The 19,473-nt window shown below is 72.3% G+C and carries 15 protein-coding genes and 1 pseudogene; 8 read left to right on the top strand and 8 right to left on the bottom strand.

Translation table 11 applies throughout. The features are described 5' to 3' along the window. Positions 1-37: 37 nt before the first annotated feature. Positions 38-2,158, top strand: coding sequence for a PhoX family protein (locus ABD161_RS07585; RefSeq protein ID WP_425560826.1), 2,121 nt, complete (start codon positions 38-40; stop codon positions 2,156-2,158). 48 nt (positions 2,159-2,206) lie between these two features. On the opposite strand, the gene ABD161_RS07590 is transcribed toward ABD161_RS07585, so the two are convergent. The 5 genes from ABD161_RS07590 to ABD161_RS07610 form a co-directional block, all read right to left on the bottom strand. Beyond that, entirely contained in the window at positions 2,207-2,644 is a 438-nt protein-coding gene (locus ABD161_RS07590; protein ID WP_344001200.1) for a hypothetical protein, read from the bottom strand. Between the two features lie 81 nt (positions 2,645-2,725). Continuing rightward, on the bottom strand, positions 2,726-4,486 hold the full coding sequence (locus ABD161_RS07595) for an alpha-amylase family protein (RefSeq protein ID WP_344001202.1): 1,761 nt from the start codon (positions 4,484-4,486) through the stop codon (positions 2,726-2,728). Continuing rightward, a complete protein-coding gene (locus ABD161_RS07600; RefSeq protein WP_344001204.1) occupies positions 4,483-5,457 on the bottom strand; it encodes a TIGR03885 family FMN-dependent LLM class oxidoreductase in 975 nt (324 codons plus the stop codon). Before ABD161_RS07600 ends, ABD161_RS07595 begins: the two co-directional genes overlap by 4 nt. Positions 5,458-5,520: 63 nt before the next feature. Further along, positions 5,521-6,657, bottom strand: coding sequence for an AI-2E family transporter (locus tag ABD161_RS07605; RefSeq protein ID WP_425560828.1), 1,137 nt, complete (start codon positions 6,655-6,657; stop codon positions 5,521-5,523). Between the two features lie 233 nt (positions 6,658-6,890). Beyond that, a complete protein-coding gene (locus ABD161_RS07610; protein WP_344001206.1) occupies positions 6,891-7,463 on the bottom strand; it encodes a TetR/AcrR family transcriptional regulator in 573 nt (190 codons plus the stop codon). A 94-nt stretch (positions 7,464-7,557) separates the two neighbouring features. Between ABD161_RS07610 and ABD161_RS07615 the strand changes: the two genes are divergently transcribed. Next, positions 7,558-8,580 carry an SDR family NAD(P)-dependent oxidoreductase gene (locus ABD161_RS07615; RefSeq protein WP_344001208.1) on the top strand — a complete coding sequence of 341 codons (1,023 nt, stop codon included), beginning with the start codon at positions 7,558-7,560 and terminating at the stop codon, positions 8,578-8,580. Positions 8,581-8,589: 9 nt separating this feature from the next. Here ABD161_RS07615 and ABD161_RS07620 read toward each other — a convergent pair whose 3' ends face one another. Beyond that, a complete protein-coding gene (locus ABD161_RS07620; protein WP_344001210.1) occupies positions 8,590-9,399 on the bottom strand; it encodes an SGNH/GDSL hydrolase family protein in 810 nt (269 codons plus the stop codon). A gap of 80 nt (positions 9,400-9,479) precedes the next feature. Then, the gene (locus tag ABD161_RS07625; protein ID WP_344001212.1) at positions 9,480-10,571 is read right to left on the bottom strand and encodes a Gfo/Idh/MocA family protein; all 1,092 of its coding nucleotides are present in this window, start codon (positions 10,569-10,571) and stop codon (positions 9,480-9,482) included. Positions 10,572-10,784: 213 nt separating this feature from the next. On the opposite strand from ABD161_RS07625, the gene ABD161_RS07630 reads away from it, so the two are divergent. From ABD161_RS07630 to ABD161_RS07655, 6 genes and pseudogenes are all read left to right on the top strand, one after another. Beyond that, positions 10,785-11,798 (top strand): LacI family DNA-binding transcriptional regulator, encoded by a 1,014-nt coding sequence (locus ABD161_RS07630; protein WP_344001214.1) that lies wholly within the window; start codon positions 10,785-10,787, stop codon positions 11,796-11,798. Between the two features lie 371 nt (positions 11,799-12,169). Further along, positions 12,170-13,294 (top strand): Gfo/Idh/MocA family protein, encoded by a 1,125-nt coding sequence (locus ABD161_RS07635; RefSeq protein ID WP_344001227.1) that lies wholly within the window; start codon positions 12,170-12,172, stop codon positions 13,292-13,294. Further along, a complete protein-coding gene (locus ABD161_RS07640) occupies positions 13,294-14,496 on the top strand; it encodes a dihydrodipicolinate synthase family protein (protein ID WP_344001216.1) in 1,203 nt (400 codons plus the stop codon). Before ABD161_RS07635 ends, ABD161_RS07640 begins: the two co-directional genes overlap by 1 nt. After that, positions 14,493-15,355, top strand: a pseudogene (locus tag ABD161_RS07645) (sugar phosphate isomerase/epimerase family protein). Before ABD161_RS07640 ends, ABD161_RS07645 begins: the two are co-directional and overlap by 4 nt. 26 nt (positions 15,356-15,381) lie before the next feature. After that, positions 15,382-16,416, top strand: a complete 1,035-nt coding sequence (locus ABD161_RS07650; RefSeq protein WP_344001218.1) for a LacI family DNA-binding transcriptional regulator — start codon at positions 15,382-15,384, stop codon at positions 16,414-16,416. 198 nt (positions 16,417-16,614) lie between these two features. Further along, positions 16,615-18,597, top strand: coding sequence for an alpha-glucuronidase (locus tag ABD161_RS07655; protein ID WP_344001219.1), 1,983 nt, complete (start codon positions 16,615-16,617; stop codon positions 18,595-18,597). Positions 18,598-18,679: 82 nt separating this feature from the next. Here the strand turns inward: ABD161_RS07655 and ABD161_RS07660 are convergent, their stop codons facing one another. Beyond that, positions 18,680-19,378 (bottom strand): glycosyltransferase, encoded by a 699-nt coding sequence (locus ABD161_RS07660; protein ID WP_344001221.1) that lies wholly within the window; start codon positions 19,376-19,378, stop codon positions 18,680-18,682. Positions 19,379-19,473: the final 95 nt, after the last annotated feature.

A 19,473-nucleotide genomic window follows, 5' to 3' on the forward strand; every position in this document is an offset into this window, starting at 1 on the left:
CACCTGCCGTTCAACCGCGAGCGGGACCGTTGGCGGCATGACGATCACCTCCCCCACCCCTGACGCGGTGGTCCGTCCCGAGGACGAGACGCGCCGCCGCCCGCTGCTGAACCTCCTCATGACGGGCCGCACGCACGGCAAGCGCAGCCCGGTGACGTGCATGTACAAGTGCGACAACGCGTGCTTCCACCCGGTGCCGAACACCTCGGACAACGCGTACTTCCGCGACATCGCGGAAGCGGCGCTCAGCCGCCGCGCCGTGCTCGCCGGCGGCGCCGCCGCCGCGGGCGCCATCGTGCTGTCGGGTGTCGTCGGGGGCGGCGACCCCGCCTCGGCCGCGACCGCTCAGGTCGTCGGACGCGGGGGCGGCCGCGCCTTCGGCTTCGAGCCCATCGCCGCGGTGCCGGCCGAGGTCGACGCGGTCACGGTGCCCCAGGGCTTCCGCTGGACGCCGATCATCCGCTGGGGCGACCCGCTGTTCGACCGCCGCGACACGTTCGACCCGAACAACCAGACCGCGCAGAAGCAGGCCCGCCAGTTCGGCTACAACAACGACTACCTCGACATCATGGTCGAGAAGAACGGCCGCGAGGCGCTGCTCGTCGCCAACCAGGAGTACACCAACGCCGGCATCATGTTCCCGCCGGCCGCGGACGAGGAGGAGCGCCTCGAGCAGCTGCGCGTCTCGAAGGCGGCACACGGAATGGCCGTCGTCGAGCTCGAGCGGGGCCGCAAAGGCGACACCTGGAAGTACCGCGTCGGCGGCCGCCGCAACCGCCGCATCACCGCCGACACCCGGATGGTGTTCTCGGGCCCGGCGGCCGGATCCGACCTGCTCAAGACGGTCGAGGACCCCGAGGGCCTGTACCCGGTCGGCACGTTCGGCAACTGCGCCGGCGGCACCACGCCGTGGGGCACCGTCCTCTCGGGCGAGGAGAACTTCAACGGCTACTTCCGCGCGACGGGAACGAGCCCCGAGCACAAGCGCTACGGCCTCAGCGCCAACGCCTCGAGCTACGGCTGGGAGGCCGTCGACCCGCGCTTCGACGCGCGGCAGCCCGGCTACGAGAACGAGCCGAACCGCTTCGGCTGGATCGTCGAGATCGATCCGGAGAACCCCGACGAGCCGCCGGTCAAGCACACCGCGCTCGGCCGCCTGAAGCACGAGGGCGCCAACGTCAGCATCAGCCGCTCCGGCCACGCCGTCGCGTACATGGGCGACGACGAGCGCTTCGACTACCTGTACAAGTTCGTCTCGACCGACCGCTACAAGCCGGGCAACAGCCGCGGCGCCCGCGCGCACAACAAGACCCTGCTGTCGAAGGGATCGCTGTACGTCGCGAAGTTCTCCGGCGACTCGCCCCTCGACGAGATCACCGGCACCGGCGCGCTCCCCTCGGACGGCAGCTTCGACGGCAGCGGCGAGTGGGTCGCCCTGATGCGCGACGGCGAGAGCGCCGTGCCCGGCTTCACCGTCGAGCAGGTGCTCGTGCACACGCGCCTGGCGGCGGACGCCGTCGGCGCGACCAAGATGGACCGCTGCGAGGACGTCGAGCCGCACCCGCAGACCGGCCGCGTCTACGTCGCCTGCACCAACAACACCGACCGCGGCAAGGTCGGCAAGGAGGGCGCGACCGAGGTCAACCCCCGCAACGCCAACCGCGACGGCCACGTCATCGAGATCACCGAGTCGCACAACGACGCGACCTCGACGCGGTTCGGCTGGAGCATCCTGCTGCTGTGCGGCGACCCCGCCACGAACCCGAACACCTACTTCGCCGGGTTCCCCGCCGACAAGGTGTCGCCGATCTCGTGCCCCGACAACATCACGTTCGACTCGGCCGGCAACCTGTGGATCTCGACGGATGGCCAGCCCGGCACGATCGGCTACAACGACGGCCTGTTCCGCGTGCCGCTCGCCGGCCCCGAGCGCGGCCGGGTGCAGCAGTTCCTCAGCGTCCCGCGGGACGGCGAGACCTGCGGTCCCGTCGTCCACGACGAGGAGGGCAGCGTCTTCGTGGCCGTCCAGCACCCGGGTGAGGAGGGGACGTGGGCGGCGCAGAACTCCTACTTCCCCGACTACATCGAGCCCGGCGCGCTGCGCGGCGGCAAGTGGGGCGGCCCCCGCCCATCGGTGATCCAGGTCACGCGCGCCTGATCGTCCGCCACCGGAATCCCCTCGGCCTCGGCCGGGGGGATTCTGCGTTCACCTCGCGTTCGACGCGCCGCCGCGCGGCGCACGCGCGGCGGCGAGGATCAGGAGCGTCGCCGGCACCAGCAGCAGCACGAAGCCGCTGGGGCCGACGATCCACAGGCACACCAGCGCCCAGAGCGCGAGCACCCAGCCGACGTAGCCCGGCACCGTCGATCCGCGCCGGCCGGCGGCGAGGATCAGCAGCGAGAGCAGGGCACCGGGCACCACGAAGCCGCCCGGCAGGCCCCAGAACTGCACGAGGGCGTCGGCGGGCAGCGGATCCGTGCGGAACGGCCCGGCGAGCCAGGCCTGCCACCACGGGTGCGGCGCGAAGACCGCCGTGTGCAGCACGGTGATGACGAGCAGCGACACGGCGGCCGCGAGTGTCAGGCCGTCGCGGCGGGCCGGACGGGTGGGGACGGCAGCTGTCTGAACGTCAGTCGTTGTCATGCCGCCAGCCTCGCGGGGCTGCGGCCGTCCCCGCCTCACCCGCGAGAGCGAACATCGGTCGCCCTCGCGGGTGAGCAGGGCTCAGCTCACCGTCACCGTCGCATCGGCGGGGTGAAGGAGGAACCAGCGCCAGCCGTACGGCTCGAGGTCGACCGTCAGCGGCGCGGACGCGTCGACCTTCTCGCCGGTGATCCGGTCGGTGAGCACCGCATCGGCGGTCTCCTCGCCCGCGTCCACCGTGAGCCGGACGTTCGTCCCCTCTGACGCGAAGCTGTGGATCGCGACCATCGCCCAGTCCTCGCCGCGGTTGACGTGCGCGAGCACCTCGGCCGGTCCGCCCTTCAGCACCTCGAGAGCCGCCCACGCCTGCTCGGGGGTGGAGCGATACAGGCCGATGAGGTCGCGCAGGTGCGCGTGAAGCGATCCCGGATCCGCCAGCTGGTCCTCGACATTCACCTCGGCCGGGCCGAAGGGCCCGTCGGGCGACCGGCGCACCCACCGGGACGGCCGCGCCGACGAGAACCCGCCCTCGCGGGCCCACTGCATCGGCGTGCGCACCGCGAGGCGCCCGGGGATGTCGAGGTTCTCGCCCATCCCGATCTCCTCGCCGTAGAACAGGATCGGCGTCCCCGGCAGCGCGAACGTCAGCGCGTAGACCATCCGCACGGCGCGCTCGTCCTTGATCATCGTGGGCAGCCGGCGACGGATGCCGCGCCCGTAGACGCGCATCCCCTCATCCGGGGCGAACGCCTCGAACACCTCGTTCAGCTCCTTCGGCGGCAGCTGGTCGAGCGTGAGCTCGTCGTGGTTGCGCACGAAGTTCGCCCACTGCTGCGACGTGTCTACCTCGGGCCGCTCGGCGAGGGTGTCGGCAAGCGGCCGCGCATCCCCGCGCGCGAGCGAGAGGTACAGCCGCTGCATCCCCGGGAAGTCGAACTGCAGCTGCAGCCCGTCGCGCGCCTGGCCGAACCACTTCATCCCCTGCTCGTAGGGCATGTTCACCTCGCCGAGCAGGAACGCCTCGGCACTGCGTCGCGACAGGAAGCCGCGGACGCGGGCGAGGTGGTCGACGCCGTCGTACTGATGCTGCGCGCTGCCGTCCGCGCCGGTGCCGCCCTCGTTCGATCCGCCGGTGCCCGCGTCGCCCGGCGCGCTGCTGAACATGAACGGCACGGCATCGATGCGGAACCCCGAGACCCCGATCTCGAGCCACAGCCCGAGGTTCTTGTCGATCTCGCGGCGCACCTCCGGGAGGGCGACGTTCAGGTCGGGCTGATTGTGGAGGAAGTGGTGCAGGTAGTACTGGCCGCTCTTCTCGTCACGCGTCCACGTGCTGTCCTCGTCGCCGGGGAAGACCGGCGGATCCGGGTTCTCGGGCGGCTCGTCGCGCCACACGTACCAGTGGCGCTTGGGGTCGTCCTTCGCGCGGCGGGCCTGTTTGAACCACGGGTGCTGGTCGGACGTGTGGTTCATCACGAAGTCGATGATGATCCGGATGCCGAGCCCGCGCGCGACCCGCACCAGCTCGACCATGTCGCCGAGGGTGCCGAGCCGCGGGTCGATCGCGAAGAAGTCGGTGATGTCATAGCCATCATCCCGGTGCGCCGTGGGGAAGAAGGGCATCAGCCACAGGCACGTCACGCCGAGGTCGGCGAGGTACGGCAGGCGCGAGATCAGGCCCGGGATGTCGCCCACGCCGTCGCCATCCGAGTCCTGGAAGGTCTCGATGTCGAGGCAGTAGAACACCGCGTGCCGCCACCACAGGTCTGCCGCGTCGATCGGGATGGGCGCCCGCTGAGCACCCTCGAGCATCTGGTGCTGCGAGATCGGGAACCTGCTCACGAGGCGCTCCTCAGCTCGGGCAGGATGCGTTCGCCGAACGTGTCGATGAACGCCTCCTGCTCCTCGGCGGAGGCCCCGACCTGGTGGAGCATCAGGTCATCGAAGCCCGCGTCGGCGAGCTCGGCCAGCCGGTCGCGGAGGATCGACGGATCGGGGGCGATGATGACGCCCGCCCGCAATTGGTCGTCTGTGGGATCGCCGGCCCGGCGGGCGAACTCATCCGGCATCGCGATGTCCCAGCAGTCAGGGGCGCCGACCGTGCCGTTGCGCCAGTCGCGCCGCGCCATCGCGAGCGCCTCGGCCTCGTCGGCGGCGAGCGCGAGGTGCACCTGCAGTCGCACCGGCCCGCGTCCGCCCGCCCCGCGGTAGGCATCGATCACCTCGCGCGCGGCACGCGCGTCGGTGCCCACGGTGATCAGACCGTCGGCCCAGGCGGCGTGCTCGGCGGCGGACTCGACCGACACGGCCGCCGCGACGATGGGCGGCGGCTCGGCCGGCAGCGACCACACGCGCGCCCGGTCGACGCGCACGAGCCCGTGATGCGTCACCTCCTCGCCCGCAAGGAGGGCCCGGATGACGTCCACGCACTCGCGCAGGCGCCGCTCTCGTGTCTCCTTGTCGGGCCACGCATCCCCCGTCACGTGCTCGTTCAGGGCCTCGCCCGATCCGAGGGCGGCCCAGAACCTGCCCGGGTGCATCTCGGCGAGGGTCGCCATCGCCTGCGCGGTCGTCACCGGATGGGTGCGCTGTCCCGGGGCGGTGACCACGCCGAACGGCAGGTTCGTCGCCTGCAGCGCCGCGCCGAGCCACGAGAAGGCGTAGCCGCTGTGCCCCTGCTCGGGCACCCAGGGTGCGAGGTGGTCGGAGCACATCGCCGAGTCGAAGCCGGCCTCCTGGGCGCGCACCGCGTGCCGCAGAAGCCGGGAGGGAGCGATCTGCTCGTGCGAACAGTGATAGCCGTATCCGGTCATGGCCCCCATGCCATCCCATCCAGCGGGAGGCGACAAGGGGGTTGCGCGCGGCGGCCTCGCCGGTCAGGCGCGCGAGACGACGTCCTTGCGGCGGGCCCAGCGCGCCGGCGTGTTCGGGCCGTCCCACACCTTCACGATCGCCCACGCGACGGCGGTGAGCGGCACCGACAGGATCGCGCCGATGATGCCGCCGAGCAGCGTGCCGATCGTCAGCGCGATCAGGATGACAAGGCTGTGCAGCTTGAGCGCACGGCCCATGAGCACCGGCTGAAGGAAGTTCCCCTCAAGCTGGTTCACCGCCACGACGATGGCCACCACGATCAGGGCGGTGACGAGGTCGTTGGCCACGAGGGCGACGAGTGCGGCGAGGACGCCGGCGAGCACCGCGCCGACGATCGGGATGAAGGCGAGCACGAACACCAGGACCGACAGCGCGGGCCAGAGCGGCACCTGCAGGATCGCGAGGCCGATGCCGATGCCCACCGCGTCGACCGCGGCGACGGTGGCGGTGCCGCGGACGTAGGCGCCGAAGGTCTCGACCGTGGTGCGCCCGGCCCGGCGGGCGCGCGCGTGCCACTCACCCGTGAACGGGCGGCGCAGGAACTCCCAGATCTCGGGTCCGTCCTTCAGGAAGAAGAACAGCACGACCACCATGAGCACGAGGCCGGTGATGAAGTCGGCGACGACGCCGACCCCGGCGAGCGCGCCGCTGCCGAACTGAGCGCTGGTGAGGAAGCCCGTCGCCTGGTCGATCCACTCCTGGATCTGCTGGTCGTCGATGTGGAACGGCAGGGTCTGCGCCCAGGCGAGCAGGTGGTCGATCCCCTGGCGGGCCTGCGTGTAGAGCTCCTCCCACTGGCTGCGCACCGCGGAGGTGATGAGCCAGCCGATCGCCCCGAGCACGATCAGGATGGCGAGCAGCACGATGAGCGTCGCCGGCAGCGACCCCATCCCGCGCGAGCGCAGGGCGCGCATGAGCGGCTCGAACGCGCACGCGAGGATCATCGCGAGCAGGACCGGGATGACGACGAGCGTGAGCACCCGCAGCCCCCAGATGACACCGCCGGCGAGCAGCACGATCGCGATGATCTGGATGGATCGGGTCGCGACGCTGCCGAGGCTGTCGGTCCACAGGCGGCGTGGAGCGGGCATCGGCGGCGTCTCGATGTGGACGGGCGTGCGGCGGCGCTTCCAGAACATGTGTCGTCGTCCCCTCGTCGGCGGCTCCGTCCATCCTGACGTCCGGCGCGGACATCCTCCACCTCTTGACGCGGCGCCTGGGCATGCCTCGCGCGCCGCCGGATGCCCCTGTGAGCGAAGCGAGCGTGGAGCGGAGCGACCGATGCGGGCGCGGAGCGCACGCCGCTGTCGCGAAGCGACAGCCTCTCTCGCGAGCGGTGCCGCTTGCGGCGCCCGAGCGTGAGAGCCGCTTTTCAAGAGAAAGCGCGGCCGAACAGGCGCAGGGCTCGCTGTGCCGCCTCGGCCCGGCCCGCCTCGGGCGTGGAGGCGAGCTCGTGGGCGAGCATGCTGACGGCGAGCTCGACGTCGACGGGCTCGACGTGATCGCCGATCCGGCCGGCCGCGCGGTCGCGCTCGACGAGACGCACGACGAGCGCGTCGAAGCGCTCGCCGAGCCCGCCCGCCCGCGGGTCGCGATGCTCGGCCGACAGCAGGCGGATGAACGCGGTCGACACCGTGGCCTGCGAGGCGACGCGGTCGAGCAGGCCGGCGATCGTGCCGTCGTCGCCCATCGCGTCCTCGAGCGCCCCCACGTTCTCCTCGAACACCGCGACCGCGAGGGCCACCCGGTCGCGGAAGTGACGGTAGAGCGTTCCCTGCCCGACGCCGGCGCGCTTCGCGATCGCGCTGAAGGGCGTGTCGGGGCCTTCCTCGGCGAAGATCTCGCGGGCCGCGGCGATCAGCGCGCGGCGGTTTCCGGCGGCCGCCGCCGGCCCGCGATTCGGCGCGCGGCGACCTCCGTCGGGGCGTGGACTATCAGTGCTCATCGGCGTAGCATAGCTACCGGACAGAGTTGTCCGGAAGAGCCCCGCTGTCCGGCCCCGAACCCTTCCGGCGAACGCCATATCAAAGGAACCCACCATGGCACTCAGCAAGAACAGCACCGTCGGCGAGTGGCTGGCCGACCCGGCCGGTCACGCCGCGCTCACCGAGCTCCTCGGCAAGGGCGGAGCCTCGCTCGACTCCCTCGAGCCCGCGAAGGGCCTCTCGCTCTCGCAGCTCGTGTCGATGAGCCGGGGCTCGTTCACCGAGGCGATGGCCGACTCCCTCGTGGCCGCCGTCGGCGGCGAGGCCGAGCCCGTCGCCGTCGGCGAGCAGGGCACGCCCGCACCGACGCCCGCCGGCTTCCAGGAGCGGATCACCGAGGGACGCTTCGCGGGGAAGACCGTGATCGTCACCGGCGCCGGTTCCGGCATCGGGCGGGCCACCGCATCGCGCGTCGCGCGCGAGGGCGGCCGCGTCATCGCGGTCGACATCAGCCAGGAGCGCCTGGACGAGTTCAAGGCCGCGCACGCCTCGGCCGACATCGTCACCCTCACGGCCGACATCACCGACGACGCGGGCGTCGCCAAGATCGTCGAGGCGGCCGGCGAGCGGATCGACGGCCTCGCGAACGTCGCCGGGATCATGGATGACATGACGCCGGTCGGCGAGGTCAGCGACGCCGTGTGGAACCGCGTGTTCAACGTCAACGTCACCGGCACCATGAAGCTGATGCGCGCGGTCATCCCCGCGATGCAGAAGGCCGCGGCCGGCCAGATCGTCAACGTCGCCAGCGAGGCGGGCCTGCGCGGCTCGGCCGCCGGCGCCGCCTACACGGCGTCGAAGCACGCCGTGATCGGCCTGACCAAGTCGAGCGCGTTCATGTACACGGGCACCGGCATCCGCATCAACGCGGTGTGCCCCGGCGGCGTCGCGACGAACATCGAGGCGAACTTCGCCTCGCCGCTCGGAGCCGAGCGCGTGCAGCGCGCGATGGCGATCCTGCCCGGCGTGGCGCAGTCCGAGCAGCTCGCGGCATCCATCACCTGGCTGCTGAGCGACGACTCGACGAACGTCACCGGTGCGATCGTGGCCTCGGACGGCGGCTGGTCGGCCGCCTGATCCGTCGGCTCACCTCGAAGGGCGCCCCACGACGGGGCGCCCTTCGTCGTCCTCGAGCTGCTCGATGATCGCCGGGACGAGCGCCTCGGCCGTGCGGCGATAGCCGAGCGCGCTGGGATGGAAGCGGTCGAGGCTGAACATCTCGTGCGGGTTCGCGACGAACACCGGGCCGACCGCGCGCCGCAGCGACACCGGCCGGGCACCCACGCCCTCGGCCGCGGCGGCCTGGGCGTTGGCGAGCCGGCGCGACACCCGCGAGCCGAGCGCACGCAGCGGCTGCGGCACCGGCCGGATGGCCCCGAGGTCGGGACAGGTGCCGACGACGACCGTCGTGCCGTCCACCCGGAGTCGCCGGATCGCGCGCGTCAGGTGGGCGACGGAGACCGGGATCGGCACGCGGTGGGTCACGTCGTTGCCGCCGACGATGATCACGGCGACGTCCGCGCGGTAGCCGGGCTCGAGGCCGTCGAGCTGCGCGGCGAGGGCCGACGACTCGGAGCCGACGACGGCCGCCGTGCGCAGCCGCACGGGGCGCTTCAGCCGGCCCGCCACGCCCTTGGCGATCCGCGCGCCGAGCGTGTCCTTCCGGCGCTCGGCGCCGAGTCCCACCGCGATCGAGTCGCCGAGGAGCAGCAGCTCGAGGGGCGGGCCGTCGAACCTCTTCCGCCAGATGCGGTCGGCGTCGATCGCCTGCTCGCCGAGCGGCTTGCCGATGCGCCGCCGCGCGATCGCCGCCTGCCGGTGCAGCAGCGCGCGCCCGCCGAACACCACGGCGCCGGCCCCGCCGACGGCCGAGGCTCCGATGATCGCAGCGCCCATCCGCCCCACGGAACGGCATTCGACCGCATCCGGGTGAACGCCTGCTGGCGCGCGCGTGAAGGGCTCTCTTCGCCCGCGCCTCAGACGCGGGCGCCCCACGGGGCGCCGCTGCCGGCCATGCTCCCGTAGAACGGCGACGAGGCGTCGATCTCGCCCCGCCCGACGGGGCGGCGCTCGAACGCCGACGCGTAGATCGCCGCGAGCAGCTCGAGGGTGTCGCGCGCATCCTGCGTCGTGACCGGCGGCGGGGTCCCGTCGCGCAGCGCATCCAGCACCTGCGCGAACTGCGCGGAGTGACCCGAGCCGGGGCCGCCGGCGCCCGCCTCCCAGTCGTCGGTGAGCGAGGCGGGCGCATCCGGAGCCGCGGTCAGGCGCCAGTCGCCGTCCTCATAGCCGTACAGGTGCTCGAGCTCCACGGTGGCGGCCTCGAAGTCGAAGCGCAGGTAGCTCGTCTCGCGGGGCGAGAGCAGGCTGTTCACGACGCTCACCACCGCACCCGATTCGAGCGTCACGAGCGCGGCCGGCAGGTCCTCGGTCTCGACCGGGCGCGCACGACGCGTCGCCACGGCGGTCACCTCGCGCCAGGGGCCGAGGATCGACAGCATCGTGTCGATCTGATGGATGCCGTGGCCCATCGTCGGGCCGCCGCCCTCCGTGCTCCAGCGTCCACGCCACGGCAGGTCGAAGTACGCGTCAGGGCGGTACCAGAGCGTGTGGCAGACGCCCGTCATCGCGGCCCCCAGCGCGCCCTCGCGCCACCGGCGGGCGAGCCACTGCGCGCGCCCGCCGAAGCGGTGCTGCGACACGGTCGCGAACCATCCGGTGGATGCCTCCTCGGCCGCACGCAGGCGGTCGAACTCGGCGAGCGACAGGGCGGGCGGCTTCTCGCTGAAGACCGAGGCGCCGGCCCGCAGCGCCGCCTCGCCCTGCGCGGTGTGAAGCCCGGGGGGCGAGCAGAGGTTGACGAGGTCGAGGTCGTCCGTCGCCAGCATGTCGTCGAGGTCGGCGGCGACCCTGCCGCCCCACCGCTGCGCGAACTCGGCGGCCCGCCCCGCGTCGATGTCGGTCACGGCGACGAGCTCGGCGCGCTCGGGCTCGCGGGCGACGGCCTCGGCGTGCGCGTGCGCGATCGCGCCGGTGCCGACGATGCCGACCCGCACCCTCCGGCTCATCCGGCGTGCTCCTCGAGGACCGGCGCGAGCGGCGAGGCGGCCCGGTCGTGATGCCCGGCGCCGTCGACAGGGGGAAGAGTCATGCGGACCACCCTAGCCATCGCATCCCGGGTTGGAAAGCGCTTACCGCGATCCGCTGTCGGAATGCGCCTAGCATGAACCGCACATGCGCACCGCGAGGGAGCGTGCTCGAACCACTGGGGACCAGGAGCCATGAAACGCGTCGGCATCCGCGACGTCGCCCGGCATGCGGGCGTCTCGATCAGCACGGTGTCGAACGCGCTGAACCGGCCCGATTCGGTGAGCCCGGGGCTCGTCGCGCGCGTTCGGGCGTCGGTCGACGAGCTGAGCTACGTGCCGCTTCACGCCGCCCAGCAGCTGCGGGCGGGGCGCAGCGGCCTGCTCGGGATGACCGTCATCAACATCGCGAACCCGTTCTTCGCCGAGCTCGTCGCCGGCGCGGAGGACGCCGCCTCGGCCGCTGGCCTGCGGGTGCTGGTCGGCAACTCGAGCGACGACGCGGCGAAGGAGCGCGACCACCTCGAGCTGTTCGAGCGGGTGCAGGTCGACGGCGCCCTCGTCAGCCCGTTCGGCCCGCTGGGCCCCTCGCTCGAGCGCCTTCGGAGCCGTGCCATCCCGGTGGTGCTCGTCGATGCGGTGGACGACGCCGGGGTCGTGTCATCGGTCTCCTTCGACGATGTCGCCGGAGGGCGGCTCGCCACCGAGCACCTGCTGTCCCTCGGGCGGCGGCGCCTCGCATTCGTCGGCGCACGCGCGGAGGTGCGTCAGGTGCGCGATCGGCTCGCGGGGGCCCGCGCGGCCGTGGCAGATCATCCGGATGCGACGATCGAGCCGATCTGGACCGAGCGCACGGCCTCGGACATCGGGCGCGCATTCGGCGAGGAGCTGGCGCTGCGGGCGCCGTCAGAGCGGCCCGACGGGATCGTCACGTCGAACGACCATCTCGCCATCGGCCTCGTGCACGGGCTGATCTCCCGGGGAGTGCGCGTGCCGGAGGACGTCGGCGTCGTCGGATACGACGACATCGAGTTCGCCGCGATCGCCGCGGTGCCGCTCACCTCCGTGCGGCAGCCGGCACGAGAGATGGGCCGCGCCGCCGCCCAGCTGTTGGTCGCCCACCTCTCGGGCGACCCGGCGCCGGAGTACACGCACCGCGTCTATCAGCCGGAGCTCGTCGCGCGGGAGTCGACCACCGGCGGACCGTGAGCGCCTGCCGGGCGTCGCGCTGTCCGGCGGGCAGCGCCGGCGGCTCGCCATCGCGGGGCCCTCGTGCACGACCCGCGCATCCCGCTGCTCGACGAGGCGACCTCGACACTGGACCCGGCGCCTGACCGAGGTCGGCGCCAGCCGTTACCGGATCGATTCACGCGAGCCGCTCGAGGTTCCCTTCGCGACCGAACGGAGGCGGCGGGCTTGCGCAGTCCCGCGGCTCATGGAACACTCAATCTCGGAAAGCGCTTACCGAGACAAGGAAGCACGATCCGCCAGGCCAACATCACCCGCATTGACGCGGGTCGGAGAGCAAGGAAGCACACACTGTGACTGAGAGCACCGCCGTCCGCGAGATCGGCATCATCATGAACGGCGTCTCGGGACGCATGGGCTACCGCCAGCACCTCGTGCGGTCGATCCTGGCCATCCGCGACCAGGGCGGCATCGAGCCGCCCGACGGCTCGAAGGTCACCGTGCGCCCGCTGCTCGTCGGCCGCAGCGAGGCGAAGCTCGCGGAGATCGCCGCCCAGCACGGCATCGACGACTGGACGACCGACCTCGACAGCGCGCTCGCCGACTCGCGGTGGGAGATCTACGCCGACTTCCTCGTCACCAAGGCGCGCGCCGCGGCGCTGCGCAAGGCGATCGCCGCCGGCAAGGCGATCTACACCGAGAAGCCGACCGCCGAGACCGTCGAGGAGGCCCTCGAGCTCGCGCGCCTCGCCGCCGAGGCCGGCGTCAAGACCGGAGTTGTGCACGACAAGCTCTACCTGCCGGGTCTGCAGAAGCTGAAGCGCCTGATCGCCTCGGGCTTCTTCGGCCGGATCCTCTCGGTGCGCGGCGAGTTCGGCTACTGGGTGTTCGAGGGCGACTGGCAGGTCGCGCAGCGTCCCAGCTGGAACTACCGGGCCGAGGACGGCGGCGGCATCATCGTCGACATGTTCCCGCACTGGAACTACGTGCTGGAGAACCTGTTCGGCCAGGTGAAGTCGGTCTACGCACACGCGTCGATCCACATCCCCGAGCGCTGGGACGAGAAGGGCGAGCGCTACGACGCGACGGCCGAGGACGCCGCCTACGGCGTCTTCGAGCTCGAGGGCGGCGTCGTGGCGCAGATCAACTCCAGCTGGACGACGCGCGTCGACCGCGGCGAGCTCGTCGAGTTCCACGTCGACGGCACCCACGGCTCGGCCGTGGTCGGCCTGCACAAGGCGAAGATCCAGCACCGCAACGCGACGCCGAAGCCGGTCTGGAACCCGGATCTCGAGGACTCCCACGACTACGACGCCGACTGGCAGCAGGTCCCCGCCAACGACGTGTTCCTCAACGGCTTCCGCCAGCAGTGGGAGGAGTACCTCACCAGCTACGCGCTTGGCACCGACTACGCCTTCGACCTGCTCGCCGGCGCGCGCGGCGTGCAGCTCGCACAGGCGGGCCTCGAGTCGAGCCGCAGCGGCGCCAAGGTCGCCCTCGACCCGCTGAGCCTATGATGGACGCCCTCACCCTGCTCGCGGCCGACGGCACCGTCACCCGCGAAGAGCTCACGGCGGGCGCCTCGTTCGCGAAGCCCACGGCCGGGCTGCGCTCGCGCGTCGCCTACGCCGCCGCGCACGTTGTGCCGGTCGCGTGGGCCGACAACACCCCGGGCCGGCCGGCCGAGATCGACTGGGATGCGACGCTCGGCTTCCGCCGCAACGTGTACTCGTGGGGCCTCGGCGTCGCCGACGCCATGGACACCGCACAGCGCAACATGGGCCTCGACGCCACCGCGGTGCGCGAGCTGATCCGCCGCAGCGCCGAGGTCGCGCGCGAGGAGGGCGGATCCGTCGTCGTCGGAGTCAACACCGACCACGTGGACGAGCCCGTCATCTCGATCGCGGCCATCATCGACGCGTACAAGACGCAGCTCCACTACACCGAGGAGCAGGGCGCCGGCCCCGTGCTGATGTGCAGCCGGCACCTCGCCCGCGCGGCCACGTCGGCCGCCGACTACCTGCGCGTCTACGGCGCGGTGCTGCAGTCGGCGACCACGCCGGTCGTCCTCCACTGGCTCGGCGAGGCCTTCGATCCCGAGCTCGCCGGGTACTTCGGCTCGCGCGACTGGCGCGACGCGTCGCGCATCCTGCTGCGCATCATCGAGGAGAACCCCGGCAAGGTCTCGGGCGTGAAGATGAGCCTGCTCGACTCCGCGAGCGAGGTCTGGGTGCGCGAGCGCCTGCCCGAGGACGTCCGGATGTTCACGGGCGACGACTTCAACTACGTCGGCCTGATCGGCGGGGCGGATGTGCCGGATGCGACGCAGCCGGAGCGCTCGGAGGGGACGACGCGGACGCACTCCGACGCCCTGCTCGGCGCGTTCGCGGCGATCACGCCCGTCGCGTCCGCGGCCATCCAGGCACTCGATGCCGGCGACCCCGGCGAGTACCTGCGGCTGCTCGGGCCCACCGAGCAGCTCAGCCGGCAGGTGTTCGCCGCGCCGACGTACTACTACAAGACGGGCGTCGCGTTCCTGTCGTGGCTGAACGGCCACCAACCGGCGTTCCAGATGGTGGGCGGCCTTCACTCCGCGCGCAGCCTGCCGCACCTGTCCGAGATCGTGCGACTCGCGAACGCCTCGCGCGCCCTCGAGCGGCCCGAACTGGCGGCCGAGCGCTGGCACGGCCTGCTGAAGCTGAACGGAGTCGCGCGATGAGCGTCCACCCCCGCCTCTCGATCAACCAGGCGACGATCAAGCACACGACCGTCGTCGAGGCGCTTCGCGTGACGGCCGATGCGGGCATCGGCGCCATCGGCCTCTGGCGCGAGCAGGTGCAGGATGCGGGCCTCGCCGAGGCGGCGCGGATGCTCGCCGACTCGGGCCTGCGGTACTCGACGCACTGCCGCGGCGGATGGTTCACGGCCGTGGAGGGCCCGGATCGCCGGGCCGCGATCGACGACAACCGCCGCGCGATCGAGGAGACCGCGACGCTCGCCGCCGCGGGTGCCGAGGGCTCGCGTGCCGTGCTCGTGCTCGTGGTCGGCGGCCTTCCCGAGGGGTCGCGCGACCTTCCCGGCGCGCGCCAGCGGGTGCGCGACGCTGTGGCCGAGCTCGCCCCCGACGCGCAGGCCGCGGGGGTGACCCTCGCGCTCGAGCCGCTGCATCCCATGTACGCCTCGGATCGCTCCGTGCTGTCGACCCTCGACCAGGCGCTCGACATCGCGGCCGACTTCGATCCGGCCGTGGTCGGAGTGACGGTCGACACCTTCCATCTCTGGTGGGATCCGGACGTGCTCGCCAAGATCGAGCGCGCGGCCGCGAGGGGCGCATCGCGACGTACCAGGTGTGCGACTGGAAGACGCCGCTCGAGGCCGACAACCTGCTCTCGCGCCACTACCCGGGCGACGGGATGATCGACTTCGGGCCGATGACGCGCGCGGTCGAGGCCGCCGGCTACACGGGCGACATCGAGGTCGAGCTGCTCAACCAGGCGATCTGGGACACGCCGCCCGCCGAGGCGGTGCGCCGCACGATCGACGGCTTCGCCCGGGCCGTCGCGCCGCACCTCGGCTGAGCCCCCGCGGCTCTAGGCTCTATCCCATGTCAGAGACCCCCGTCACGACGCCGCCTGCCCGGGTTCCGACCCTGGGCGACGTGGCGCTCGAGGCGGGGGTGTCGCTCGCCACCGCGTCGCGCGTGCTCAACGGATCGCAGCGCCGCGTCGCGGAGGACTTCCGGGTGCGCGTCGAGGCCGCCGCCGAGCGCCTCGGCTACACGGCGAACCTGTCGGCGCAGACCACCGCGCGCGGCACGTCCGCCGTGGTCGCCCTGCTCGTGGCGGACATCGCCGACCCCTACTTCGGGCAGCTCGCCGCGGGTGTGACCCGTGCGGCCGAGGCCGCCGGGCTGATCACCACGATCGCGATCACCGAACGCGACCCCGAGCGCGAGCTGCGCCTCGTGCGCACGCTCCGCGGCCAGCGCCCGCGCGGCATCATCCTGGCGACGTCGCGCGACGACTCCGTCGATCCGGATCCGCTGATCCGCGAGCTCCAGAACGCGACGTCGGCCGGGGCACGCGTGGTGACGCTCGGCGCCGGGCTTCCCGGCACGCGCACCGTCGCGTTCGACAACCGCGCCGGCGCCCGCGCTCTCGGCGCTCGCGTCGCCGCGCTCGGCTACCGCGACGCGATCGTGCTCGCCGCCGCCGAGGGAGTGCGCACCTCGGACGACCGCGTCGCCGGCTTCACCGAGGGCTTCACCGACGGCGGCGGGCGCGTGGCGCGCGTGCTGCGCGGCGGCATCAGCCGCGACTCGGGCTATGAGGCGGCGAGCGCGGTGCTGCGCGACAAGCCGGCCGAGGGGACCCTGCTGTTCGGGATCTCCGACGTCGTCGCGTTCGGCGCGCTGTCGGCGGTCCGCGACGCGGGCCGCACCCCGGGCGCCGACATCGCGGTCGCGGGCTTCGACGACATCGCCGCGGGCCGCGACATCGTCCCCGGCATCACGACGGTGCACGTGCCCCTCGAACGGGTCGGCGAGCAGGCGCTCGAGGCCACGTCGGCCGAGGAGTGGCAGCCCTCCGCGGTGCCCCTCGAGGTCGTGCTGCGGGACAGCACCCCGCCCCGAGCCTGACCCGCCCCTCCGGTCGTTGAGCGACGAGCGCCAGCGAGGAGTCGAAACGGTGTAAGCGTGGCGCGCTTCGTTTCGACTCGCTTCGCTCGCTCAACGACCGGAGGAGGGGCGGGTTTTGTCGTGGGTGGCCACAAATGGCGGGGACTGCGGCAGACTGGAGGGACGTGCCCGCCCCTCGACGCTGATCGGCTCGCCCTCGTGACCTCTGCCGCCATCCATCCCGCCTGGCTTCCGTCCCTCGCCTTCGCGCCGCTCGGCCGACGCCGCATCGCCGTGCCCGAGGGCGACCCGCTCGCCGAGACGGTCGCCGCCGAGGTGGAAACCGCGGTCGCGGCCCACGGCGGCTCACTCTCGCGCGACATCTCGCCGGACGCCGACCTCGTTCTCGCCATCGACGAGCACGCCCCGCTCGGCGAGGAGGTGTTCCGGCTCTCCCGCCGCGGCGGGCGCCTCGCGGTCACCGCGGGCTCGGGGCGCGGGCTGATCCACGGCTTCTTCCACGTCGTGCGCCTCGGCGAGCAGGCTTTCACGGGCGGGGATGCCGACGAGAGCCACGCGCCCGCGGCCGCCCTGCGCATGCTCGACCACTGGGACAACATGGACGTCCACCCCGTGATGGGACCGGTCGAGCGCGGTTATGCGGGAGCGTCGATCTTCTTCGACGGCGGCGACGGGCTGCCCGGCAGCGGCAGCGTGCGCGAGGATCTGTCGCGCGTCGCCGCGTACGCGCGGCTGCTCGCCTCGATCGGCATCAACCGCGTCGCCCTCAACAACGTCAACGTCCACGCGCGTGAGGCGCGGCTGCTCACCGACGACCTTCCGCACGTCGCGCGCATCGCGCAGGAGTTCCGGCGCTGGGGCATCCGCGTCCACCTGTCGGTGTCGTGGGCGTCGCCGATCCTGCTCGGCGGGCTCGCCACATCCGATCCGTTCGACGACGGAGTGCGGCGCTGGTGGGCTAAGGCCGCCGACCGGGTGTGGGACGCGATCCCCGACTTCGGCGGGTTCGTCATCAAGGCAGACTCCGAGGGCCAGCCGGGGCCCTTCGCGTACGGGCGCGACCACGCCGACGGCGCGAACATGCTCGCCGAGGCGGTCGCCCCGCACGGCGGGATCATCCACTGGCGCGCCTTCGTCTACAACCACACGCAGGACTGGCGCGACCGCTCGACCGACCGCGCCCGGGCCGCCTTCGACCACTTCTCGCCGCTCGACGGCCGCTTCCACGACAACGTGATCGTGCAGGTGAAGTACGGGCCGATGGACTTCCAGGTGCGCGAGCCCGTCTCCCCCGTCCTCGCCGCCATGCCGCAGACCCGCCTCGCGCTCGAGCTGCAGGTGACGCAGGAGTACACCGGGCAGCAGCGGCACGCGGTCTACCTCGGCCGCCAGTGGAGCGAGATCCTGGGCTTCGACTTCGGCGAGGCCGGCCCCGTCGCCGGGCTGGCGACCGGCGGATTCGCGGCCGTGTCGAACGTCGGCGATGACGCGTTCTGGACCGGTCATCCGTTCGCGCAGGCGAATCTGTACGCGTACGGCCGCCTGACCTGGGATCCCTCCGCCGACCCGGGCGCCGTGCTCGACGAGTGGATCGAGCAGACGTTCCCGGATGCGCCGGCGCCCGTCGCGCGCACCGTGCGCGACATCCTCGACTGTTCGTGGGAGACCTACGAGCAGTACACGACACCGCTCGGCGTGGGCTTCATGGTGCGCCCCGGCCACCACTACGGGCCCGATGTGGACGGCTACGAGTACACCCCCTGGGGCACGTATCACTTCGCCGACCGCGACAGCATCGGCGTCGATCGCACGGTCGCGACCGGCACGGGCTTCGCGGAGCTCTACCCGACGCCGTGGCGCGAGACCTACGAGTCACTCGAGACGTGCCCGGACGAGCTGCTGCTGTTCTTCCACCACGTGCCGTACACGCACGTGCTTCACAGCGGCAGCACGGTCATCCAGCACATCTACGACACCCACTTCGCGGGCACGGAGCGCGTCGAGGAATTCGTCGCCGCGTGGGATCGGGTGAGCGGATCCGTCGAGCCCGCCCTCGCCGCGCGCGTGACGGAGCGCCTCGCCGAGCAGCTGCGCAGCGCGATCGAGTGGCGCGACCAGGTGAACACGTACTTCCTGCGCAAGTCGGGCGTCCCGGATGAGCGCGGGCGCCGGATCTACTGAGCGGTAGGGCGGGGCGTCTGGCGTCGCGAGAGGGCTGGGCGTTTCGACTCGCTTCGCTCGCTCAACGAGCAGGGAGGGCGCGTCAGGCGGTGAAGCGCGCTTCGACGTCGGCCACCAGCGGGGCCGTGATCTCACGCAGGAAGGCCGCGAAGACCACGGCGAGCAGCCAGAGCACGCCCTCGCTGCCCACGAGCACCACGGCACCGGCGACGATCAGGAGCGCCAGCTCCCCGAGCGTGACGATCCAGCGGCGTCCGAGGTAGAAGGCCGCAAGGCGCGCGATGTCGCGCAGGCGGAACGAGAAGAACGTCGCGATCACCAGGGCGTTCAGCCCCCACAGCAGGACGAGCAGGGCGAGGACGAGCAGGATGCCCGTGTACCAGCCGGGAAGCGTCCCGGCGCCGGCCGCGACGGCCCCCGCGATCACCGCGAGGAGGATCATCGGCGGCGCCCACGCGCGCAGGGCGTCGAGCCAGCCGAGCCGGATGCCGCGCAGCAACGACCGCGCGGGCGCGAGCTCCTCGGCGCGTCGCCGGTCGCGCAGGGCGTACAGGCCCGCGGACAGCACGGGGCCGTACAGGATGAGCGTCAGCGGCACGAGTGGGATGTTCGCGATCTCGCGCCCGAGGAAGAACAGCACGACGACGACGGGCAGCGAGGCCACGGTCATCAGGAACCCGACGATCAGGTGCCAGTAGACGAACGCGGCGAACATCGACAGCGCGCCCGATCCGAAGCCGGATCCGGCCGGTCGCGCTCCGTCGTCCTCGTCGGCAGTCACGGGAGCAAGCCTAGGTCGCGATGGGCGTGGGCGACGGTCCTATAGTTCGTCAAGCCCGGAGTAGGTCGGTTCTGAGGGCGTGGAAGACTTCGCGG

The sequence above is a fragment of the Microbacterium paludicola genome, from assembly GCF_039529675.1.
In the GTDB taxonomy this organism is placed as follows: domain Bacteria; phylum Actinomycetota; class Actinomycetes; order Actinomycetales; family Microbacteriaceae; genus Microbacterium; species Microbacterium paludicola.

What these genes read in the sequence shown, in the direction of transcription:
- ABD161_RS07650 (WP_344001218.1), top strand. Translation starts at nt 15,382, where the DNA reads ATGTCAGAGACCCCCGTCACGACGCCGCCTGCCCGGGTTCCGACCCTG.
- ABD161_RS07615 (WP_344001208.1), top strand. Translation starts at nt 7,558, where the DNA reads ATGGCACTCAGCAAGAACAGCACCGTCGGCGAGTGGCTGGCCGACCCG.
- ABD161_RS07590 (WP_344001200.1), bottom strand. Translation starts at nt 2,644, where the DNA reads ATGACAACGACTGACGTTCAGACAGCTGCCGTCCCCACCCGTCCGGCC.
- ABD161_RS07600 (WP_344001204.1), bottom strand. Translation starts at nt 5,457, where the DNA reads ATGACCGGATACGGCTATCACTGTTCGCACGAGCAGATCGCTCCCTCC.
- ABD161_RS07610 (WP_344001206.1), bottom strand. Translation starts at nt 7,463, where the DNA reads ATGAGCACTGATAGTCCACGCCCCGACGGAGGTCGCCGCGCGCCGAAT.
- ABD161_RS07640 (WP_344001216.1), top strand. Translation starts at nt 13,294, where the DNA reads ATGGACGCCCTCACCCTGCTCGCGGCCGACGGCACCGTCACCCGCGAA.
- ABD161_RS07585 (WP_425560826.1), top strand. Translation starts at nt 38, where the DNA reads ATGACGATCACCTCCCCCACCCCTGACGCGGTGGTCCGTCCCGAGGAC.
- ABD161_RS07625 (WP_344001212.1), bottom strand. Translation starts at nt 10,571, where the DNA reads ATGAGCCGGAGGGTGCGGGTCGGCATCGTCGGCACCGGCGCGATCGCG.
- ABD161_RS07620 (WP_344001210.1), bottom strand. Translation starts at nt 9,399, where the DNA reads ATGGGCGCTGCGATCATCGGAGCCTCGGCCGTCGGCGGGGCCGGCGCC.
- ABD161_RS07605 (WP_425560828.1), bottom strand. Translation starts at nt 6,657, where the DNA reads ATGTTCTGGAAGCGCCGCCGCACGCCCGTCCACATCGAGACGCCGCCG.
- ABD161_RS07635 (WP_344001227.1), top strand. Translation starts at nt 12,170, where the DNA reads ATGAACGGCGTCTCGGGACGCATGGGCTACCGCCAGCACCTCGTGCGG.
- ABD161_RS07630 (WP_344001214.1), top strand. Translation starts at nt 10,785, where the DNA reads ATGAAACGCGTCGGCATCCGCGACGTCGCCCGGCATGCGGGCGTCTCG.